Source organism: Rhodoferax sp. (genome assembly GCF_025354435.1).
Taxonomy (GTDB): domain Bacteria; phylum Pseudomonadota; class Gammaproteobacteria; order Burkholderiales; family Burkholderiaceae_C; genus Rhodoferax_B.
The window spans coordinates 41,416-62,186 of record NZ_JANXMU010000052.1 but is presented as its reverse complement, the minus strand read 5'-3'; the positions used below and the strand labels follow the sequence as shown (position 1 = coordinate 62,186).

General features: G+C 61.4%; 19 protein-coding genes and 2 pseudogenes. 6 read left to right on the top strand and 15 right to left on the bottom strand.

Going from position 1 to position 20,771, the window contains the following annotated elements:
* From Q0T48_RS14470 to slmA, 5 genes are all read left to right on the top strand, one after another.
* Window positions 1–1,035 (top strand): pirin family protein, encoded by a 1,035-nt coding sequence (locus Q0T48_RS14470; RefSeq protein WP_295957384.1) that lies wholly within the window; start codon window positions 1–3, stop codon window positions 1,033–1,035.
* Between the two features lie 119 nt (window positions 1,036–1,154).
* Entirely contained in the window at window positions 1,155–2,990 is a 1,836-nt protein-coding gene (locus tag Q0T48_RS14465; protein WP_295957382.1) for a 3'-5' exonuclease, read from the top strand.
* Window positions 2,991–3,124: 134 nt separating this feature from the next.
* Entirely contained in the window at window positions 3,125–3,601 is a 477-nt protein-coding gene (locus Q0T48_RS14460) for a peptidylprolyl isomerase (RefSeq protein ID WP_295957380.1), read from the top strand.
* A gap of 93 nt (window positions 3,602–3,694) precedes the next feature.
* On the top strand, window positions 3,695–4,588 hold the full coding sequence (gene argB / locus Q0T48_RS14455) for an acetylglutamate kinase (protein ID WP_295957378.1): 894 nt from the start codon (window positions 3,695–3,697) through the stop codon (window positions 4,586–4,588).
* Window positions 4,589–5,218: a nucleoid occlusion factor SlmA gene (slmA, locus tag Q0T48_RS14450; RefSeq protein WP_295957377.1), complete on the top strand. Its 630-nt coding sequence runs from the start codon at window positions 4,589–4,591 to the stop codon at window positions 5,216–5,218.
* A gap of 55 nt (window positions 5,219–5,273) precedes the next feature.
* On the opposite strand, the gene Q0T48_RS14445 is transcribed toward slmA, so the two are convergent.
* Window positions 5,274–5,690, bottom strand: coding sequence for a hypothetical protein (locus Q0T48_RS14445; protein ID WP_295957375.1), 417 nt, complete (start codon window positions 5,688–5,690; stop codon window positions 5,274–5,276).
* A gap of 173 nt (window positions 5,691–5,863) precedes the next feature.
* Here Q0T48_RS14445 and dbpA point away from each other — a divergent pair, with 173 nt between their 5' ends.
* Window positions 5,864–7,279: an ATP-dependent RNA helicase DbpA gene (dbpA, locus tag Q0T48_RS14440; protein WP_295957373.1), complete on the top strand. Its 1,416-nt coding sequence runs from the start codon at window positions 5,864–5,866 to the stop codon at window positions 7,277–7,279.
* A gap of 201 nt (window positions 7,280–7,480) precedes the next feature.
* Here dbpA and Q0T48_RS14435 read toward each other — a convergent pair whose 3' ends face one another.
* The 14 genes and pseudogenes from Q0T48_RS14435 to Q0T48_RS14370 form a co-directional block, all read right to left on the bottom strand.
* Window positions 7,481–7,936: a GNAT family N-acetyltransferase gene (locus Q0T48_RS14435; RefSeq protein ID WP_295957372.1), complete on the bottom strand. Its 456-nt coding sequence runs from the start codon at window positions 7,934–7,936 to the stop codon at window positions 7,481–7,483.
* Window positions 7,923–8,798, bottom strand: a complete 876-nt coding sequence (gene htpX, locus Q0T48_RS14430) for a protease HtpX (protein WP_295957370.1) — start codon at window positions 8,796–8,798, stop codon at window positions 7,923–7,925. Before htpX ends, Q0T48_RS14435 begins: the two co-directional genes overlap by 14 nt.
* Window positions 8,799–8,866: 68 nt before the next feature.
* On the bottom strand, window positions 8,867–9,595 hold the full coding sequence (locus Q0T48_RS14425) for a DUF3025 domain-containing protein (protein ID WP_295957368.1): 729 nt from the start codon (window positions 9,593–9,595) through the stop codon (window positions 8,867–8,869).
* Window positions 9,592–10,398, bottom strand: a complete 807-nt coding sequence (locus Q0T48_RS14420) for an NYN domain-containing protein (protein WP_295957366.1) — start codon at window positions 10,396–10,398, stop codon at window positions 9,592–9,594. Before Q0T48_RS14420 ends, Q0T48_RS14425 begins: the two co-directional genes overlap by 4 nt.
* Before the next feature lie 18 nt (window positions 10,399–10,416).
* On the bottom strand, window positions 10,417–11,463 hold the full coding sequence (gene pyrC / locus Q0T48_RS14415; protein WP_295957364.1) for a dihydroorotase: 1,047 nt from the start codon (window positions 11,461–11,463) through the stop codon (window positions 10,417–10,419).
* A gap of 112 nt (window positions 11,464–11,575) precedes the next feature.
* The gene (locus Q0T48_RS14410; RefSeq protein WP_295957362.1) at window positions 11,576–12,313 is read right to left on the bottom strand and encodes an amino acid ABC transporter ATP-binding protein; all 738 of its coding nucleotides are present in this window, start codon (window positions 12,311–12,313) and stop codon (window positions 11,576–11,578) included.
* 32 nt (window positions 12,314–12,345) lie between these two features.
* Window positions 12,346–13,014, bottom strand: a complete 669-nt coding sequence (locus Q0T48_RS14405; protein ID WP_295957360.1) for an amino acid ABC transporter permease — start codon at window positions 13,012–13,014, stop codon at window positions 12,346–12,348.
* A gap of 1 nt (window position 13,015) precedes the next feature.
* A complete protein-coding gene (locus tag Q0T48_RS14400; protein WP_295957409.1) occupies window positions 13,016–13,744 on the bottom strand; it encodes an amino acid ABC transporter permease in 729 nt (242 codons plus the stop codon).
* A 127-nt stretch (window positions 13,745–13,871) separates the two neighbouring features.
* Entirely contained in the window at window positions 13,872–14,771 is a 900-nt protein-coding gene (locus tag Q0T48_RS14395; protein ID WP_295957358.1) for a transporter substrate-binding domain-containing protein, read from the bottom strand.
* A 157-nt stretch (window positions 14,772–14,928) separates the two neighbouring features.
* Window positions 14,929–15,821: pseudogene (locus Q0T48_RS14390) on the bottom strand (amino acid ABC transporter substrate-binding protein).
* An 11-nt stretch (window positions 15,822–15,832) separates the two neighbouring features.
* A pseudogene (locus Q0T48_RS14385) lies at window positions 15,833–17,131 on the bottom strand (dicarboxylate/amino acid:cation symporter).
* Window positions 17,132–17,257: 126 nt separating this feature from the next.
* On the bottom strand, window positions 17,258–18,676 hold the full coding sequence (locus Q0T48_RS14380) for an aspartate ammonia-lyase (protein WP_295957357.1): 1,419 nt from the start codon (window positions 18,674–18,676) through the stop codon (window positions 17,258–17,260).
* Window positions 18,677–18,837: 161 nt separating this feature from the next.
* Window positions 18,838–19,770 (bottom strand): LysR substrate-binding domain-containing protein, encoded by a 933-nt coding sequence (locus Q0T48_RS14375; protein WP_295957355.1) that lies wholly within the window; start codon window positions 19,768–19,770, stop codon window positions 18,838–18,840.
* Window positions 19,771–19,790: 20 nt separating this feature from the next.
* A complete protein-coding gene (locus Q0T48_RS14370; protein WP_295957354.1) occupies window positions 19,791–20,732 on the bottom strand; it encodes a 2-hydroxyacid dehydrogenase in 942 nt (313 codons plus the stop codon).
* Window positions 20,733–20,771 lie beyond the last annotated feature (39 nt).

Below are 20,771 nucleotides of genomic sequence, written 5' to 3'. Positions count from 1 at the left end.
ATGCCCGCCAACCACCCCGTTTTGCAAGTCCAGCCCCTGGGTTTTCCATGGTCCACCATTGACCCGTTTTTGTTCTGTGCCTACCACGACGATGCCTATCCGCAGGCCAATGCGCAGATGGGCCCGGCCACCTCGCTGGCGGGCCGGTCCATCGGCCAGGACTTCAGCCGCAAGGACGGCTGGAGCATGTACCACGGCGACACCGTACCGGGCTTTCCGCCGCACCCGCACCGGGGGTTCGAGACCGTCACCATCGTCCGCCAAGGCCTGGTGGACCACGCCGATTCGCTGGGGGCCAGCGCCCGCTACGGCGCAGGCGATGTGCAGTGGCTGACCACCGGGTGCGGCATCGTGCATGCCGAGATGTTTCCGCTGCTCGACCCGGCCCGGCCCAACCCGCTGGAGCTGTTCCAGATCTGGCTCAATTTGCCGGCGCGCAACAAGATGGTGGACCCGCACTTCACCATGTTCTGGCAGCACGAGGTGCCACGCACCATCTTTACCGATGCGGCTGGTTTGGCGACCGAGGTATTGGTGACTGCCGGCCGCCTGGCAGACGCCACGCCACCCGCCCCGCCGCCTGATTCCTGGGCCGCCCAGCCCGAAGCCGATGTCGCTATCTGGACCATCACCATGGCCCCTGGAGCCCGCTGGACCCTGCCCGCCGCGCGCGGTGCCGACACGCAGCGGCAGTTGTATTTCTTCAAAGGCCAGTCGGTGCAGATCGCCGGGCAGGCCGTGGCCAGCCACGCCGCCATCAGCTTGCACGCCGGGGCGGATGTGGAACTGGTCAACGGCCCGGTGGCCAGCGAATTCCTGCTGCTGCAAGGCCGCCCGCTGGGCGAACCGGTGGCCCAGTACGGCCCGTTTGTGATGAACACCCGCGCCGAGATCGAGCAGGCCATGGCCGACTACCGCCGCACCCAGTTCGGCGGCTGGCCCTGGGGCGATGCCGCGCCGGTGCACGGCAGCGACCCGGCACGGTTCACGCAAATGGTAGGTGGGCCAAAGGTGTTAGCCGAGTCCACTGGCTAGCAGCGCAGGTATGAATAGGGGTCTGACCCCTATTCATTTTGATAGCTGCCCGCGCAATTGGACTAAGCGTTAGCGGCACTTTTTTTATAATGTCTGATTCGCCACTCTTCTACCCCACCATGGCCACCTTGATCCCCGCACTCAGCGCCTGCGTGGCCCGTATGACTTCCGGTGAGCGGCGGCTGGCCGAGCGGCTGGAGGCCAAGCTGGATGCGGACTACCTGCTGTGGTACGACGTGCCCGTGGGCCCGCGACAAAGCCACCCAGACTTCGTGGTGTTACATCCCCGGCGCGGGCTGCTGATTCTGGAGGTGAAAGACTGGCGGCTGGCCACCATCGTGCGGGCCGACAAATCCACCTGGGACATCCTGCCTGGCGGCGACCCCAAAACGGTAGACAACCCCGCCGAGCAGGCCCGCCACTACGCTTTGCAGGTGGTGGATGCCCTCAAACGCGATCCGCAACTGGTGCAGCCCGACGGCCGCCACCAGGGCAAGCTGCGTTTTCCGTGGAGCCATGGCGTGGTGTTCAGCCACATCACCCGCAAACAATTTACCGATGCTGGGCTGGACCAGGCCATCGCCGCCAACCGGGTGGTGTGCTCCGACGAGATGACCGAGGGCGTGGACGCCGAAGAATTCCAAAGCCGGCTGTGGGACATGTTTCCGTACAACATGCTGACGGGCGCGTTGTCGCTGCCGCAAATTGACCGGGTACGCTGGATTTTGTTTCCCGAGGTGCGCGTGTCGCCCCCGGTCGATCTGTTGGCCGACGTTGACGCCGACCTGCCCAGCATCATGCGGGTGATGGACATCCAGCAAGAGCAACTGGCCCGCAGCCTGGGCGACGGCCACCGGGTGATCCATGGCGTGGCGGGCTCGGGTAAAACCATGATTCTGGGTTACCGCGCCGAGTACCTGGCCCGTGCCGCCACCGAGGGCAAACCGGTGCTGGTGCTGTGCTACAACGAGCCGCTGGCGGGCAAGCTGGCCGCCAGCATGGAGGCCAAGGGCATTGCCGACCAGGTGCATGTGCGCCACTTCCACAAATGGTGCCGCGACCAATTGGTGGCCTATGGCCAAAGTCTGCCGCTCGACGGCACGGGCTTCTCGGACGAGCTGGTGGACAAGCTCATCCGCGCGGTCGACCGCAAGCAGATTCCCAGCAGCCAGTACCGCGCCATCCTGATCGACGAGGGCCACGACTTCAAGCCTGCCTGGTTCCGGCTGGTCACCCAGATGGTGGACCCGCTCACCAACAGCCTGCTGGTGTTGTATGACGACGCGCAAAACATCTACGAGCGCGCAAGCTCACGCGATGCCAGCAAAAAATTCAGCTTCAAAAGCGTGGGCATCCAGGCGCAGGGCCGCACCACGGTGCTGAAGATCAACTACCGCAACACCCAGCAAATCCTGCAGACCGCCAGCCTGATCGCCGCCGAGCTGCTGTCCGCCCACGACATGGATGACGACGGCATCCCGCTGGTGCGCCCGGTCAGCTGTGGCCGCGAAGGCCCGCCGCCGCAAATCATCCGCCTGCCCAGCCTGCGCGACGAGGCCAGCGCCGTGGCAGATGCCCTGGTTGCCGCCCACCAAGAGGGCCACGCCTGGGGCGACATGGCGATTTTTTGCCGCCACCATTGGATGCTGGACGAACTGGCCCGCCCGCTGAAAATGCGCCAGCTGCCCCACCAAGTGCGCCGCGGCACCGGGCCGGGCAACTTCAACCCACAGGCCGACAGCATCAAGCTGATGACCATGCACGCCTGCAAGGGGCTGGAATTTGCCGTGGTCGCCCTGCCCGGCATCGGCCAGATGCCCATGCGCAGCGCCGACGAACGCGCCGAGGCCCGGCTGTTCTACGTGGCCGCCACCCGGGCCACGCACCGGCTGGTGGTGACCGTCAGCGGCCAGGGCGGTTTTGGCCAACGGCTGGCCCCGGCAGATTTGCAATAGTTTTGATAGCTACTTGCGTAGGTTCCATATACGCTAGAGACCTATTTTTCTTAAATTTTTACCCGGTGCTGCAGGTGCGCGAAAATACGCCGTATTTCCCCGACTTCCCATCTAACGCACCCACCGACTCCCTTATGAAAATCGAAAAAAACACCGCTGTCACCCTGCGCTACAAGGTGGCGGATGCCAAAGGCCTGCTGATCGAAGCGCCCAAAGACCCCATGGTCTACCTGCACGGCGGCTACAACAACACCCTGCCCAAGATCGAAGCCGCACTGGAAGGCCGCGTGGCGGGCTATTCGGTCACGCTGGACCTGCAGCCCGAAGACGCATTCGGCCTGCGCGACGAAACCCTGGCGCGCAGCATCCCCAAGAGCGAGTTTCCGCCCGGTGTGAAGATCGGCGGTCAGCTCAAGGGCATCAACGACAACGGCAGTGAACAGGTTTACCACGTCGTCAAAATCAAGGGCGACCAGGTGCTGCTGGACGGCAACCACCCGATGGCGGGCAAGGCGCTGCGCTTCACCGTCACCGTGACCGGCGTGCGGGCGGCATCCGAAGAAGAGATCACCCATAAACACGTCCACGGTGAACACGGCCACCACCATTAACTTCTGATGGTGTGACGCGTATTGGTATGGCCTCCTCCCCCGGAAGAGGGCGCCACACCAAAAAGTTCTGACCTGTTGATTTTTAGGAACCCTATGACCGCCTCTTCCACCCCCATCGCCCCCCACGACAAGGCCGATATCTTGGCCCAGGCCCTGCCCTACATCCGCCAATTCCACGGCAAAACCATGGTCATCAAGTACGGCGGCAACGCCATGACCGACCCGGCGCTGCAACAGGCGTTTGCCGAAGACGTGGTGCTGCTCAAGCTGGTCGGCATCAATCCGGTGGTGGTGCATGGCGGCGGCCCGCAGATTGAGGCGGCGCTGGGACGGCTGGGCAAAAAAGGCCAGTTCATCCAGGGCATGCGCGTCACCGATGCCGAGACCATGGAAGTGGTGGAGTGGGTGCTGGCCGGCCAGGTGCAGCAAGACATCGTGGGCCTGATCAACCAGGCCGGTGGCAAGGCCGTGGGCCTGACTGGGCGCGACGGCGGCATGATCCGCGCCAAGCAGCTGCGCATGGCCGACAACGACGACCCCAATATCCAGTACGACATCGGCCAGGTGGGCGACATCGAGAGCATCGACCCCAGCGTGGTCAAGGCACTGCAAGACGACGCCTTCATCCCGGTGGTCAGCCCCATCGGCTTTGGCGCCGACAACACCAGCTACAACATCAACGCCGACGTGGTGGCGGGCCGCCTGGCCATCGAGCTGCAGGCCGAAAAGCTGCTGATGCTGAGCAACATCCCCGGCGTGCTCAACAAGGCAGGCGAACTGCTGCCCAACCTGACCGCCAAGGACATCGACGGCCTGTTTGCCGACGGCACGCTGTCGGGCGGCATGCTGCCCAAAATCGCGGGCGCGCTGGATGCCGCCAAGAGCGGGGTCAAGGCGGTGCACATCATCGACGGCCGGGTGCCGCACGCGCTGCTGCTGGAGATTCTGACCGAACAGGCCTTTGGCACCATGATCCGGTCGAACTAGATGGCCGAGGCATTGGCGGAACACGCGGCAGAGGAAGCTCCGCGCAAGCGCCCCAAGCCGGGCGAGCGCCGGGTGCAGATTCTGCAGGCCCTGGCCACCATGCTGGAGCAGCCGGGATCGGAACGCATCACCACCGCCGCCCTGGCGGCCAGGCTGGACGTGAGCGAGGCCGCGCTGTACCGGCACTTTGCCAGCAAGGCGCAAATGTTCGAGGGGCTGATCGAGTTCATCGAGCAGTCGGTGTTCTCGCTGGTAAACCAGATCGTGGCCACCGCGGGCGACGCACCGGGCCCGCTGCAAGCGCGCCGCATCGTCTCGGTGCTGCTGCAGTTTGGCGAGAAAAACCCCGGCATGGCCCGCGTGATGGTGGGCGACGCGCTGGTGTTTGAAAACGAGCGCCTGCAGCAGCGCATGAACCTGTTTTTCGACAAGATCGAAGTCACACTGCGCCAGTGCCTGCGCCACAGCGACCCAGCCAGCGACACCCCCACGGTGGACGCGCAGGTGCAAGCGGCGGTGATGACGGCGTTTGCGGCAGGAAGTTTGCAGCGCTTTACCCGCTCGGGCTTCAAGCGGCTGCCCACCGAGCACCTGGAAGCGAGTTTGCGCGGCTTGCTATTTAATAAATAGCTACAAGCGTAGGCAGCGTCTACGCCAGAGGTCGATTTAACCTCTAAAACCCAACTTAGGCCGCCGCAGCCGCCTTGTACGGTTTGGGCTTATTGAACGGGCTGGTGTAGGGCTTGGTGTTGAACTTGCCGTGCGGCAGGCTGGCCAGGCGGGCAAACAGGCGGCGGCAGTAGCCGTCAATACCCAGGCATTTGTTCAGCTCGTCCACCGGCAGTGGGCCGGATACCACCACGATGTCGTTGGCGTAGTCTTGCGCCCCGGCGGCCCGCAGCTTGCGGCGTGCACCCATGGCCCAGGACTGGATGCGGGTGGGGTTGCCGTGCTGGTGCAGCTCGCCGGTGCTGATGTCAAAGGCAATCGCCACCGTGTCGGTCTTTAAACGAAAGCGACGCTCCCCCGTGACCGCGCTCGGAGGCGTGTCCATGTCGTACAGGTAGTAGCTGCCGCCTTTGAGTTGGTATTGCAATTCCATAGCGATTACGGGATATAGCCCGCATTGTGGATGATATTTTTCACACTCAACGCATAAATTAGCCACCCAATGCGGGTTAACTCGCTGCCCATCCCGGCTTTTACCCGCCGTTACAGACACGGCTTGCCGGGCCTGCCCAGCCCTGGTAACACCTGCCCACCGATAATCGGGGCATGACTACACCGAACAAGACACCCGCCACCACCGATTTCAGCAGCCTGCCCCTGGCCCCCGCCATGCTGGCCAACCTGGAGCAGCTCGGGTATTTGCAGATGACGCCGATCCAGGCCGCCAGCCTGCCGCTGGCCCTGCTGGGGCAGGATTTGATCGCCCAGGCCATGACCGGCAGCGGCAAAACCGCCGCCTTCGCCCTGGCCCTGCTGGCCAACCTAAACGCCCGCCGCTTTGCCGTGCAGGCCATGGTGCTGTGCCCCACGCGCGAGCTGGCCGACCAGGTGAGCACCGAGATCCGCCGCTTGGCCCGCGCCGAGGAAAACATCAAGGTGGTGACGCTGTGCGGCGGCGTGGCCCTGCGCGGGCAAAACGCCAGCCTGGAGCACGGCGCGCACATCGTGGTGGGCACGCCGGGCCGCATCATGGACCACCTGGAGCGCGGCCACCTGGACCTGTCGGCCCTGAACACCCTGGTGCTGGACGAGGCCGACCGCATGCTGGACATGGGCTTTTTTGAAGACATGGCCACCGTCATCAAACAGTGCCCGAAAGAGCGCCAAACCCTGCTGTTCTCGGCCACCTACCCCGAGGGGATTGAGAAGCTGAGCCAGCAGTTCATGCGCCAGCCCAAGACCATCACTGTGCAGGCCCAGCACGCCACCACCCAGATCGCCCAGCGCTGGTACCAGGTGGAAAAGTCCGAGCGCCTGGCCACCGTAGGCAAGCTGCTGAACCACTTCCGCCCGGCCAGCACGCTGGCGTTTTGCAACACCAAGCTGCAATGCCGCGCCCTGGTGGCCGCCCTGCAGGCCGAAGGCTTCAGCGCGCTGGCACTCTACGGCGAGCTGGAACAACGCGAGCGCGACCAGGTGCTGGTGCAGTTTGCCAACCGCAGTTGCAGCGTGCTGGTGGCCACCGACGTGGCCGCGCGCGGGCTGGATATTGCCGACCTGGCCGCGGTGATCAACGTGGACGTGACACCGGATTCCGAAGTGCACATCCACCGCATTGGCCGCACCGGCCGCGCCGGGGCCGAGGGCCTTGCCTTGAATTTGGCTTCGATGAACGAGATGGGCTTTGTCGGCAAGATCGAGGTGCTGCAAAACCGCGAATCCGAGTGGCACAAGCTCGAAGAGCTGACCCCCACCAGCAAAGAGCCGCTGCGCCCGCCCATGATGACGCTGCAAATCACCGGCGGTCGCAAGGAAAAGATCCGCGCGGGCGACGTGCTGGGCGCGCTGACTGGCGACGCAGGCTACACCCGCGAGCAGATCGGCAAGATCAATGTGAACGAATACTCCACCTACGTGGCGGTAGACCGCCGCATCGCCCATGAGGCCGAGCGCAAGCTGAACGCGGGCAAGATCAAGGGCAAGAGCGTGCGTGTGCGCCTGATGACGGGTGAAGACGACTAAGCATTAAATCGGGCGCTAGCGTATATATCACCTGCGCTAGTAGCTATCAAATTTAGCACCCCTGTCACAGACCATACGTTGGGTGCAGCCAGAGCGCATGCCCCCAGAGATACCGTGGAACCGGCTTTGCCGGGCCACTGGTATCGCCCCCTGCAAGGAAGGGGTGGGCGGCCACACGCAGTGGGCAAGCCTGGGGGCGCGCTAAGACTTCAGCATTTCCACGTGCGGAATGTTGTCTTCTAGGTAGACAGCTGACACCGGCACAAAGCCGAAGCCCTGGTAGAACTTCAACAGGTACTGCTGGGCGCTGATGCGGTTCGGCTGGCCGGGCCAGGTTTGGGCATTGCGCGCCAAAGCTTCGGTCAACAGCAATTGCCCCAAGCCCTGGCCGCGGAAGCCAGGCGCGGTGAGCACCCGGCCCAGCGAGGGTTCGGGGTATTTGCTGCCGGGATCCGTCACCCGCAGGTAGGCCGCGAGCTGGTCACCGACCCAGGCCAGCAGGTGCCAGCATTGAAGGTCGTAGCCATCGGCATCCGGGTAGACGCAGTTTTGCTCCACCACAAACACCGCCTCGCGCTGCACCATGGCGGCGTGGAATTCCACCGCGCTCAAATCCTCCAACCGCGCCCACTGGAAACGCAACTCAGCCCTTTGCATTTTGCAGGGCGGCGATGCGTTGCTCGATCGGGGGATGGGTCGAGAACAACTGGCCAATGCCACCGGCAATGCCGAAGGCGGCCACGCTCTTGGGCAGCTCGGCCGTGTGCAGGCCACCCAGGCGGGCCAGGGCGTTGATCATCGGCTGGCGGCGGCCCATGAGTTGGGCGGCACCGGCATCGGCGCGGAATTCGCGGTGGCGCGAGAACCAGGCCACCACCATGGACGCGGCAAAGCCCAGCACGATATCCAGCACGATGGTGCTGACGTAATAGCCAATGCCGGGGCCGCTGTTGCGGTCGTCGCCCTTGCGCAAGAAGCTGTCTACCGCGTAGCCGATGACGCGGCTCAGGAACACCACAAAGGTGTTCATCACACCCTGGATCAGCGTCATGGTGACCATGTCGCCATTGGCCACGTGGGCGATTTCATGGCCCAGCACGGCCTCGATTTCTTCGTGCGTCATGCCTTGCAGCAGGCCGGTGGACACGGCCACCAGCGCCGAGTTCTTGAACGCGCCGGTGGCGAAAGCGTTGGGGTCGCCGTCAAAAATGCCGACTTCGGGCATGCCGATCTGGGCCTTGTCGGCTAGGCGGCGCACCGTCTCCATGATCCAGGCCTCGTCAGCATTTTGCGGCTGGGTGATGACACGCACGCCCAAGGTCCACTTGGCCATGGGCTTACTGATCAGCAGCGAAATGATCGCGCCGCCAAAGCCCATCACCAGCGCAAAACCCAGCAGCGCGCCCAGGTTCAGCCCATTGGCCGTGAGGTAGCGGTTGACCCCCAGCAAGCTGGCGACCACACCCAGCACGGTGACGACCAGCACGTTGGTCAGGATGAATAAAAGAATGCGTTTCATAGGGTGTCCCAAGAAAATGATTGGGGGTTAGATGGGGCTTTTGTAAAGAAGTTCAAGCCACAGAACGTCTACGCGCGCGGTGGGCGGAAGATCTGGGTGTCGGCATAAAAGCCGGGGGCGGCATTGTCGGCGCACCAGCCCGGCACACCCAGCACCGGCAAGGGCAGAAAAGGCTTGCTGCCCAGGTGGGCGGCGCTAAGCTGCCCTGCGATGATCGCATCCAAGTTCACTACAGAATTTATAGCTGCTTGTGCACAGTAGACGTGCGCAGTGATCGGTTTTCTTGGAGAAACCAGTTTTTCCAGCAAGGCGTGGCCAAACAGCAGCAACTGGGCCTGCGCCCACAGGGGCCGCAGCGTTACAAACAGCCGCCGCCAGTCCTGCGCCCGCAAGGCCTCCCACAGCGCGGGCGGGGCGATCAAAAAGGCCGCGTTCTCGTCGAACACCGTCAGCGCGTCGCGCACCGGGCCGCGCAAAGGCTGCACGCCATCGGCGGCAATCTGCGCCGCCTGCAGTTGGTTGAGCCGGGTTTTGGTCTGCGGAAAATGCTGCCAGCACAGGCCATTGAAGAAGTCGTGCAGGTTGTCGCGGCTGGGGCACTGGCGGGTGTGGAAGATGAAATGCTCATAGGCCTCGCCGGGTGGCAATGCGGACTGGGGCACGAACTGCACCGGGGCGGACGCAGCGGCGTTCAGGGCCGCAGCGATGCCCTGGTGGGCCTGCGCGGCCACCGCCTGGCCCACCGCGCGGTACGGGGCCAGCCAGGGGGCGGACCAGTCGATATCCTGCAGGCTCATCCCGCCAGGAAGCGCAGCCGGGTGGGCTGGGTCTCGGGGCTGAGTTCAAAGTGCGCGGCGTATTTTTTGAAGAACTTGATGGAGGAGCCGTTCTTGCCGATCAGCTTGGCATCGTGCAGCAGCTTGACGGCATCGTTCAAAGCCACGGTTTGGCCGTCTTGCAGGCCGGGGACGACGGCGAGGATGGCTGCAACGGCTTCTGCCAGCGCGGGTTGGGCGGGTGCGGCAACCGGGGGGGGCGCGGCAAGCGCAGGGGTGGGCGGGCGGGCCTTCGGCACCGCTTTGGCACGCGGGGCGGTCTTTTTGGCAGGTGGTGCTTTGGCCTTGGCTTTGGGTGCGGGCTCCGTATCCGCGGCACTCTTGGAGCGGACGATGAACACCTGCTCGTAGTAGGCGCGGATGTCGGGCGAGAGCTTGGTTTTTTGCGAGAAGCAGATCAGCCGCACACCGCGCTCCCGCAGGCGCAGGGCCAGCGGGGCAAAGTCGGCATCGCCGGTGCCGATGGCAATCACTGCGGGGGCGCATTCGTACCAAAGGTCAAGCGCGTCCACGGCCAGCAGCATGTCGGTGGTGTTCTTGGTCAGCGGATCGTTCAGGGTGGGCCGGATCGCCAAGTCACGCATCACCGTCGCCAGGCCCTTGAGGTTGTCGGCGCTGCCGTAGGCGCGGCGTATGGCCACCGGGCCAACCAGCTCGGTCAGGCGGCGCAGGGCCTCTTCCACCGATTCGGGCGAGGACAGGTTGTCGGCATCGATCAGCAGCGCAACGCCGCCATGGCCTTGCAGGGAAGAGGACTCTTGCATATTTAAAACTCCAGGGGGTTAAGCAACCAGCTTCCAGGGCAGGGCTTCGCCCGAACGCAAAGGCTTCAAGGTGGCTTCACCAAAAGCAAAGCTGTCGGGCGGAGTCCAGCTCTCGCGGGCTAGAGTGATGGTGCCGGTGTTGCGCGGCAGACTGTAGAAGGCGGGGCCGTTGAAGCTGGCAAAGGCTTCCAGCTTCTCCAAGGCACCGGCATTGTCGAAAACCTCAGCGTACATCTCGATCGCGGCGTGCGCCGTGTAGCAACCGGCGCAGCCCGAGGCGTGCTCTTTCAGATGGGTGGCGTGCGGCGCACTGTCGGTGCCCAGGAAGAATTTGGCGCTGCCGCTGGTAGCGACTTCGACCAGCGCCAGGCGGTGGGTTTCGCGCTTCAGCACCGGCAGGCAGTAGTAGTGCGGGCGGATGCCACCGGTGAAGATGGCGTTGCGGTTGTACAGCAGGTGCTGGGCGGTGAGGGTGGCGGCGGTGAATTGGTCGGAATCGCGCACGTACTGGGCGGCTTCACGCGTGGTGATGTGCTCGAACACGATTTTGAGTTCGGGGAAATCGCGGCGCAACGGGATCAGTTGCTGGTCGATGAAAACGGCTTCGCGGTCGAACAGGTCAATGTCGGGGCTGGTGACTTCGCCGTGCACCAGCAGCAGCATGTCGGCGCGCTGCATGGCTTCCAGCGTCTTGTAGACCTTGCGCAGATCGGTCACACCCGCGTCGCTGTTGGTGGTGACACCGGCGGGGTAGAGCTTGGCGGCAACGATGCCGGCGGCCTTGGCGCGGGCGATCTCGTCGGGCGGCAGGCTGTCGGTCAGATACAGGGTCATCAACGGGTCGAATGCCACGCCAGCCGGTACTGCCGCCAGGATGCGGTCGCGGTAGGCCAGCGCCTGGGCGGTGCTGGTCACGGGCGGGCGCAGGTTGGGCATGATGACGGCGCGGCCAAATTGGGCGGCGGTGTGCGGCACGACGGTGTGCAGGGCTTCGCCGTCGCGCACGTGCAGGTGCCAGTCGTCGGGGCGGGTGATGGTGAGGGTGATGGGTGTGGCTGAAGTCATGGGCGGAATTGTCGCATTGCAAAAATTCAGGTTGATGCGGCCAAAAAAAATCCTCCGAAACCATGCGAGGCCTCGGAGGATTTTGCTGAGTCGGCAGCGGCTAATTTAGCGGCTAGTGCGCCAGGATCTTGTTCAGGAAATCCTTGGTGCGCGGCTGGCGGTTTTCGGGGTGGCTGAAAAACTCGTCTTTGGAGCAGTCTTCCAATATCTTGCCCCCCACGTCGATGAAGATCACGCGGCTGGCAACCTTGCGCGCAAAGCCCATTTCATGGGTCACGCACATCATGGTCATGCCTTCTTTGGCCAGGGTGACCATCACGTCGAGCACTTCGCCGACCATTTCGGGGTCGAGTGCCGAGGTGGGTTCGTCGAACAGCATGACCATCGGGTCCATGCTCAGCGCCCGGGCAATCGCCACGCGCTGCTGCTGGCCGCCCGAGAGCTGGCCGGGGAACTTGTCCTTGTGCGCCATCAGGCCCACGCGGTCGAGCATCTTGAGGCCACGCACCTTGGCATCGTCCGGGGTGCGGTTCAGCACCTTGATCTGGGCCAGGGTCAGGTTTTCGGTAACCGACAGGTGCGGGAACAGCTCAAAGTGCTGGAACACCATGCCGACGCGGCTGCGCAGCTTGGGCAGGTTGGTCTTGGGGTCGTGCAGGGCAATGCCGTCGACAAAGATCTCGCCCTTCTGAAAGGGCTCCAATGCGTTGACGGTTTTGATCAGGGTGGACTTGCCAGAGCCCGACGGGCCACATACCACCACCACATCGCCCTTTTTGATGCTGACGTTGCAGTTGTTCAGCACCTGCACAGGGCCATACCACTTGGATACGTTTTTAATTTCAATCATATTTTACTCCACGGCTCGAATGACGGTGCTTGTTAGCGAATGATGGCAATTTTGGCTTGCAGCTTTTTAACCAGGTACGACAGGCCGAAGCACAGGATGAAGTACACCACAGCGGCCAGCAAATAGGCCTCTTCGGGGCGGCCATAAATCTTGCCTGCAGTGGTAAAGCCCTTGAGCAAATCGTAGGCTCCAATGGCGTATACCAGCGAGGTGTCCTGGAACAAGATGATGGTTTGCGTCAGCAGAATCGGCAACATGTTGCGAAACGCCTGCGGCAAGATCACCAGCTTCATGTTCTGCGCATAGGTCATGCCCACGGCCTGGCCCGCATGCACCTGGCCACGCGGGATGGACTGGATACCGGCGCGCATGATCTCGCTGAAGTAGGCCGCTTCAAACGCAATGAAGGTAATGATGGCCGACATCTCTGCGCCAATCGGCCTGCCGACCAGGAACGGAATCAGCAAAAAGAAGCCCAAAATCACCATCACCAGCGGCAAGGAGCGCATGCCGTTGACGTAGAAGGTGGCTGGAATCATCAAGATCTTGCGACCAGACAGGCGCATCAACGCCAGCAGGGTGCCGAAGAAAATGCCGCCTATGGTGGCAATGGCGGTGAGTTCCAGGCTGAAGATGAAGCCTTGCCGTACGAACTTGCTGACGATTTCCCAGCTGAAGAAACTTAGGTCGAGTCCGCCCATATCAATGCCCCCCGCCTGTGCCACCGGCTACAACGAAACCGGGGATCTGGATTTTTTTCTCGATGAACGCCATGACGCGGTTCACTACCACAGCGGACAACACATACAGCAGGCACACCGCCAGGTACACCTCGATCGGCCGCGATGTTTCTTCACCCACCTGGGTGAAGTAGAAGGTCAGCTCTGGGATCGACACCGCAAACGCCACCGAAGAATTCTTCAGCAAATTCATCGACTCGCTGGTCAGGGGCGGGAAAATAATGCGCACGGCCATGGGCAAGATTACATAACGGTAGGTCTGTGCGGTGGTAAAACCCACAGCCATACCGGCATACCGCTGGCCTTTGGGCAGCGCCTGGATGCCGGCACGCACCTGCTCGGCAATCCGCGACGAGGTGAAGAAGCCCAGGGCCATCACCACCAGCGCAAAGCCTGGAATCTGCTGCATCGGCGGAAAGATCTTGGGCAGCACAAAGTACCAGATAAAGATCTGCACCAGCAATGGCACATTACGAAACAACTCTACCCAGACATTGGCCATGCGCACCAGCCAAGGGCTGTTGGGCAAGGTGCGCAGGGTGCCCATGAAGGCCCCCACCACGATGGCGACCAGCCACGAACTGCCGGCCACGGCCAGGGTCCAGCGCCACGCCTCCATCAGCCATTGCAGATAGGTTCGCCCACTGCCGTCATCGTTGAGAAATACCAGCCAATCCATAACACTCTCCATCCAGGTGTGGTGGTATACCGCCAACTGCGGTACACCACCCGTGTAAGCAAATGCTTCCACCCTCAAGTAAAAAAAACCTGCCCACAAAACTGTGTGGGCAGGGTGGTGTACCGCTTAGGGGCGGCGTTTACTTTTTAACGTAATCTTCTGCGGGCTTGTCGTTCAGATTTGCCCAGGCGGCTTTGGTGGCTTCGCTGGCGGGCAGGCCGACCTTGACGTTCTTGGGTGGAATGGGTTGCATGAACCATTTGTCGTACAGCTTGGCCATTTCGCCGGTTTTGACCATGCCTGCAATGGTGTCGTCTGCCAGCTTCTTGAAGGCGGGGTCGTCTTTGCGCAGCATGATGGCAATAGGCTCGACGCTCAAAGGCTCGCCGACGATTTTGTACTCGGCGGGGTTCTTGGCGGTCGAAATATTGCCCGCCAAAATTTGGCCGTCCATCACGAATGCATCGGCGCGGCCAGACTCCAGCAGCAGGAAGCTGTCAGCGTGGTCTTTGCCAAAGACTTCTTTGAAGTCGATGCCGGTCGCACGTTCGTTCTTGCGCAGCAGTTGCACCGACGTGGTTCCCGTGGTGGTGGCCACGCTTTTGCCATTCAGTTGTGCGATGGTGGTAATGCCCGAGTTGGCTTTGACCGCAATACGCACTTCTTCCACGTAGACGGTGTTGGCAAAAGCCACGTCTTTTTGGCGGGTGGCGTTGTTGGTGGTGGATCCGCACTCGATATCGACCGTGCCGTTTTGCACCAGCGGAATCCGGTTTTGCGAAGTCACCAACTGGTATTTGATGTCCAGTTTTTTACCGACTGCTTTTTCCAGATTGGCAATGATGTGTTGGCACACTTCGTAGTGGAAGCCAGTGTATTTGCCGTCACCCAAGGTGAATGCAAGCGAGCCTGAAGAATCCCGTACGCCCATGGTGATGGTGCCGGAAGCCTTGACCTTGGCAATGGTGTCGGTGGCTTGTGCAAACGCACCACCAACCGCGAGAGCAGCCACGGTAATGGCAAGCAAATGTTTCTTCATGAGAACTCCAAGGTAAAAGATAAGAACTACACAACGTAAATTTTAAAGAAACGGGCACAAGGGATAACCCTTGCGCCCACTCTTGGTGCATGCAGAGGGATCGAAAACAATCGACTCCTCTGCGCTATGCAGACTTTGTGCCTGCACAGAAAACAGCTTAATCAGGCTTCACCACCATCGACTGGATAATGGTGACCAGCTGCGGACTCATGGGCAGGTTGATGCTGACACCCGAGGGCAGACGGCGCAAAAACCAACGGGTGTAGAAGCGATTGATGTCCCCGTCATCGGCCAAAGTCGCAAAGGTTTGTTTACCACTTCGGCCAATGGCGCATCACCTTTGCGGTACATGATGCCGTAAGGCTCATACGACAAAAATTCACCCACCACGCCATAGTCAGCTTGCACTTTATTCTGCGCCAGCAGCCCGTAGAGCAGTATGTCATCGGTGGCGAACGCATCCACCTTGTCCGAGGCCAATTGGGCGAACGACTCGGCATGGTCACGCGACACCACCAACTGCAGATTGAGCTTAAATTTATCGGATAGCTCGCGCAGGGTTTTTTCGTTGGTGGTGCCCGCCGTCACGCCTACGCGCTTACCCACCAGGTCGCGGAACGACTTGACCGGCGAGCCATTTTTGACCATCAACTTGGTACCTGAAATAAAAGTTGTGGGTGAAAAACCCACCACTTTTTGCCGCTCCAGGTTGTTGGTGGTGGAGCCGCATTCCAGGTCCACCTGGCCCGAAATCACCGCATTGAAACGTGTCTCGGATGTGACAGGCTGCCATTTAATCAGCAACTCGCGGCCGAGTTCTTCACCAATGGCATCGACCAGCGCGCGACAAATATCAATCGCATAACCGATGGGTTCACCACGCGCCGACAGGTAAGAAAAGGGAATTGATGCATCGCGGTAACCAATAGTCACCGCCCCGGTTTCATGGGCTTTTTTCAGGACTCCAGTCAATGCCTGGGCATTCGCCGCACAGGCCAACAGAAAAGACAGTAGCCCAACTGCCAAGGGCTTGATCCATGGGGTTCGCATGGTGTTGAGCGTCAAGCGGGAGCCGAACTGCTGACCATGGCTGCATCCATGGCGCGGGCATTGATATCGGCAGCGGCTTCGGGAATCAGTTCCCCTTCCCATTTGGCGACTACGGCGGCGGCAATGGAGTTACCCACGGCGTTGGTAGCAGAGCGGCCCATGTCCAAGAAGGTATCCACGCCCAGAATCAGCAGCAAACCGGCTTCGGGAATGTTGAACTGGTTCAGCGTAGCGGCAATTACCACCAGCGAAGCACGGGGTACACCGGCCATGCCTTTGGAGGTCATCATCAGAATCAAGAGCATGGTGATCTGCGTCGACAAGGGCAAATGGATGCCGTAAGCCTGGGCGATAAACAGCGTGGCGAAGGTGCAATACATCATGGAGCCGTCCAGATTGAACGAGTAGCCCATGGGCATCACAAAGCTGGAAATCTTGCGCTTGACACCAAAACGGTCCAGCGCATCCAGAATTTTGGGATAGGCGGCTTCAGAGCTGGCGGTGGCAAACGACAACAGGAATGCTTCCTTGATCAGCACCAGCAGCTTGAAGACCCGTGGCCCCAGGAACACATAGCCCGCAAAGACCAGTACGCCCCACAGCAAAAACAGCCCCAGATAGAAGTCACCTATAAAGACGGCAAACTTCAACAATATGCCCAGCCCATTGACGGCCACCGTGGCGGCCATGGCAGCCAACACGGCCAGGGGGGCTAGCTTCATCACATAGCCGGTGATCTTCAGCATCACGTGCGACAGCTCGTCGATGGCGCTGACCAGCACTTTGGCTTTGTCACCCAGCGATGCCATGGCGACGCCAAAGAACATCGAAAACACCACGATCTGCAGAATTTCATTGTTAGCCATGGCTTCGGCAAACGACTTGGGCACCAGGTGGCTGACAAAGTCTTTCAAGGTGAACTTGGAAGTGGCCAAACCGGCCGACGCACCAATATCTGGCAATGGCAAGCCCAGATTCTCACCCGGCTTCAAGAGGTTGGCCATGACCAGCCCCAACACCAGCGAGATCAGCGAAGCCGTCACAAACCAGCCCAAGGCCTTGCCGAACACGCGCCCTACCGATGCGGCATCGCCCATGTGTGCAATGCCCACCACCAAGGTCGAGAACACCAGCGGAGCAATCAGCATCTTGATCAGCCGCAGAAAAATGTCCGACATGATGGAGATCTAGCCCGCGATTTCGCTAGCTGCTTTTTTGTCGGGGAAACTGGTGAACACCATGTAACCCAGAACGATACCCATCACCATCGCAATCAAGATGGTGTATGCGGCAGGCATTTTTTTCTTCATGTCTCTTCCTCTCGATGTGTTTGAGCCCACCATGGGCAGCCGTCAAAACTATATACAAAGCCCGCAGCAATGGGCTGGTGAATGCTCTATATTGCGCAGAAAAAGTGCAAGCATTTTGTATGCCATCTAGCGATTGCCGCGCACCAGAGCCATCGGCTGCGTCAGTTTTTCAGGTACCAGCAGCGCTTCCAGCTCGGCGCGGGTCATGATGCCCAGCGACTCGGCCACTTCGCCGATGGGAGCACCGGTCTTCATGGCGGTTTTGGCGATCAGGGCCGATTTTTCATAGCCGATGAGCGGGTTCAAAGCGGTCACCAGCGTTACCGATTCGCGCACGCGCCTAGCCAACAATTCGCGGTTTGGCTCAATACCCACTACGCAATTGGTTTGCAAGGTGCGGCAGGCCTGGCTGAGATGCTCGATGCTTTTGAACAGGCTCCAGCCCATAATGGGTTCGAACGCATTGAGCTGCAATTGGCCTGCTTCGGAAGCCATGGTCACCGTCATGTCATTGCCAATCACCTCGAAAGCCACCTGGTTCATCACCTCGGGGATCACTGGGTTCACCTTGCCCGGCATGATGCTGGAGCCCGCCTGGCGTGCGGGCAACCGGATGTCGCCAAACCCGGCCTGCGGGCCGCTGGACAGCAGGCGCAAGTCGTTGCAGATTTTACTGAGCTTGCAGGCCACGCGCTTGAGCACACCTGACAACTGCACAAAAGCTCCCGTATCCTGCGTAGCTTCAATCAGGTTGCCGGCCTTTTCTACGGGTACGCCGCTGATTTCGGCAAGCAACTGGCAGGCCCGGTCCGCATAGCCGCCGGGTGCGTTGATGCCGGTGCCGATGGCGGTGGCACCCAGGTTAATTTCCTGGATCAGCGCGCGGGCTTCGCGCATGCGGGCTTCGTCTTCGCCGATCATGATGGCGTAAGTCAAAAACTCCTGGCCCAAGGTCATGGGCACGGCATCCTGCAGCTGGGTGCGGCCAATTTTCAAAATGTCTTTGAATTCAAAGGCCTTGGCCTCGAAGCCTTCGCGCAGAAACGCCATGGAGGCCAACAGCCGCTCGATGCCCAGCCACAGTGCAATACGCACCGCGGTGGGATAGACATCGTTGGTGCTTTGCGAGGCATTGACGTGGTCGTTGGGGTGCAGTACGTCGTAACGGCCTTTGTCCAGGCCCATTTTTTCGAGGGCCAGGTTGGCGATGACCTCGTTAGCGTTCATGTTGGTCGAAGTGCCCGCGCCGCCCTGAATCACGTCCACCACAAATTCGGTGTGCAGCTTGCCTGCCACCAGATCGTTACAGGCCAGCACGATGGCATCGGCCAGTTTGGCATCCAGCACGCCCAGCTCCACATTGGTGCGGGCGGCGGCAGTTTTGACGAAGGCCAGCGCGCGGATCAGGTCCGGCATGGCCGAAATACAAGTGCCCGAGATCGGAAAGTTGTCTACCGCGCGGGCGGTGTGCACACCCCAGTAGGCGTCTGACGGAATCTGCTTTTCACCCAAAAAATCATGTTCAATGCGAAAGTTGATAGACATACAGACCTAAGGCAGTTGTGGAAGTGGCGAACTGTAAGGTTCCACTTATCCAAACACCAATGCTGTTTGCATGCAGCCTTATGCATAACCGTCATAGATCTGACACATAAGCCATGCCTAACGTGCATAGCTTCTAAACCTTGAGCGCCCTTACGGCTGCCTTATTTGCTTGGTTTCTGCGATGCCAGGTAGGTCCACAAAGCCTGTGCCGTGCCCTTGGCCGCTGCCGGGCCGTTGGGTTTTTCGCGGTAAGCACGTACGTCCATGGTCATCTCCAGGCCGGTCAAACCGGCCGGTGCGGCGCTAACCAGCTTGCGGGAGCGCAGTTCTTTCTTGACCGCGCTGTAGGGCAAGAAGGCGATGCCATGGCCTTCTAGCGCCATGGCTTTCAGGCCTTCGGCCATGTCGGTCTCGTACACCCGGTCCAGGTGGATAGGCGTGGCCGACTGCTTCAGGATCATGTCCACCGTCTGCCCCAGGTAGGCACCCGGTGCGTAGCCCAAGTAGGGCAGCAACTGGCCCGGACGGCCCGGCAACTGGAACAGCGGCGCGCCATCGGAATCGGCCTTGACGTAGGGTGCAATCACCTCCTGCCCCAGGCTGACCATCTCGTAGCGGTCGGCCGCCAGCTGAAAAGGCTGCGAGGTGTGGTGGTAAGCAATCAGCAGATCGCAGCTGCCCTCGACCAGGCGCATCACCGCGTCGTGCACGTTCAGGGCGATCAAACGACTTTTGACGGGGCCAAACTTCTCGCGCAGCAGCGACACCCAGGCGGGGAAAAAGGTAAATGCCAGCGTGTGCGGCACGGCAAATTCGATCACGTCCTGCCCGGCCGAATGGTGGCCGCGCAGCATGGCACGGGTACTTTGCAGCGCCTGCAACACCTCCAACGACTGGGCGTACAGCGTTTCGCCCGCCGGGGTCAGGCGCGTGGGGTAGGAACTGCGGTCCACCAGATCGGTGCCCGCCCAGCCCTCCAGCGCCTGGATGCGCCGCGAGAATGCAGGCTGGGTCACATGCCGCAACTGGGCCGACCGGCTGAAACTGCGGGTTTCAGCCAAGCTGACAAAATCTTCAAGCCATTTGGTTTCCATACACGGATTATGGACGCGCCCTAGATGGGCGATACCACGGCTTGCCCGGTGAAGTGCCGCGTCGCGTTCTCGATAAAGCGCTGCACCGACGCTTCGATGGCCTGGGGCGACCAGCCGCCCACATGCGGGGTGAGCACCACGGTGTCCAAATCCAGCAGTTCGGCAGGCGGCTGGGGTTCGCTCTCGTACACGTCCAGGCCCGCACCGGCCAACTGGCCTGCGCGCAGGGCTGCCGCCAGCGCGGCGGTATCCACCACGCTGCCGCGCGACACGTTGACCAGATAACCGCCCGCGCCCAGCGCGGCCAGTACCTCGGCCCCGACCAGATGGCGGGTGGCCGGGCCGCCCGGCGTAGCCACCACCAAAAAGTCGGCCCAGACCGCCAGCGCCACCAGATCGGCAAAGTAGGCGTGCACCACCTGGGGCTGGGGCTTGCGCCCGTGGTAGCCAATCTGCATGCCAAAGCCCAGCGCCCGCTGCGCCACCTTGTGGCCAATGCCACCCAGGCCGACGATGCCCATGCGGCGGTGCGACACGCTGGCAGACAAAGGCAGGGCATCGCGCCACACGCCCTGGCGGCACTGCCGGTCCAGCTGGGGCACATTGCGCACCACGGCCAGCAGCAGGGCGAAGGCATGGTCGGCCACGCAGTCGTCGTTGGTGCCTGCACCATTGGCTAGCACCAGGCCGCGCACCCGGGCGTGGGCCACATCGATATTCTCGAAACCCACGCCCAGGGCGCAGACGATCTCCAGAGCGGGCAGGACATCCATTTCGGCGGCGGTCAGGCCCACACTGCCAATGGTCAGCACCGCACGGATAGTCGCTCCTTCGGCGGCGATATGGGCCGCGCGCAACACCGGCGTGGGCGCGTACAGCAGCTCAAAATGCGGCGCCAGCATGGCCTGGTGCACATCGGCCATGAAGTTCAAAACCAGGACGCGAGGGCGTGGAGCGGTCATACAAAGTGTTTCACTATCAAATAAATAGCTGCTTGTGCA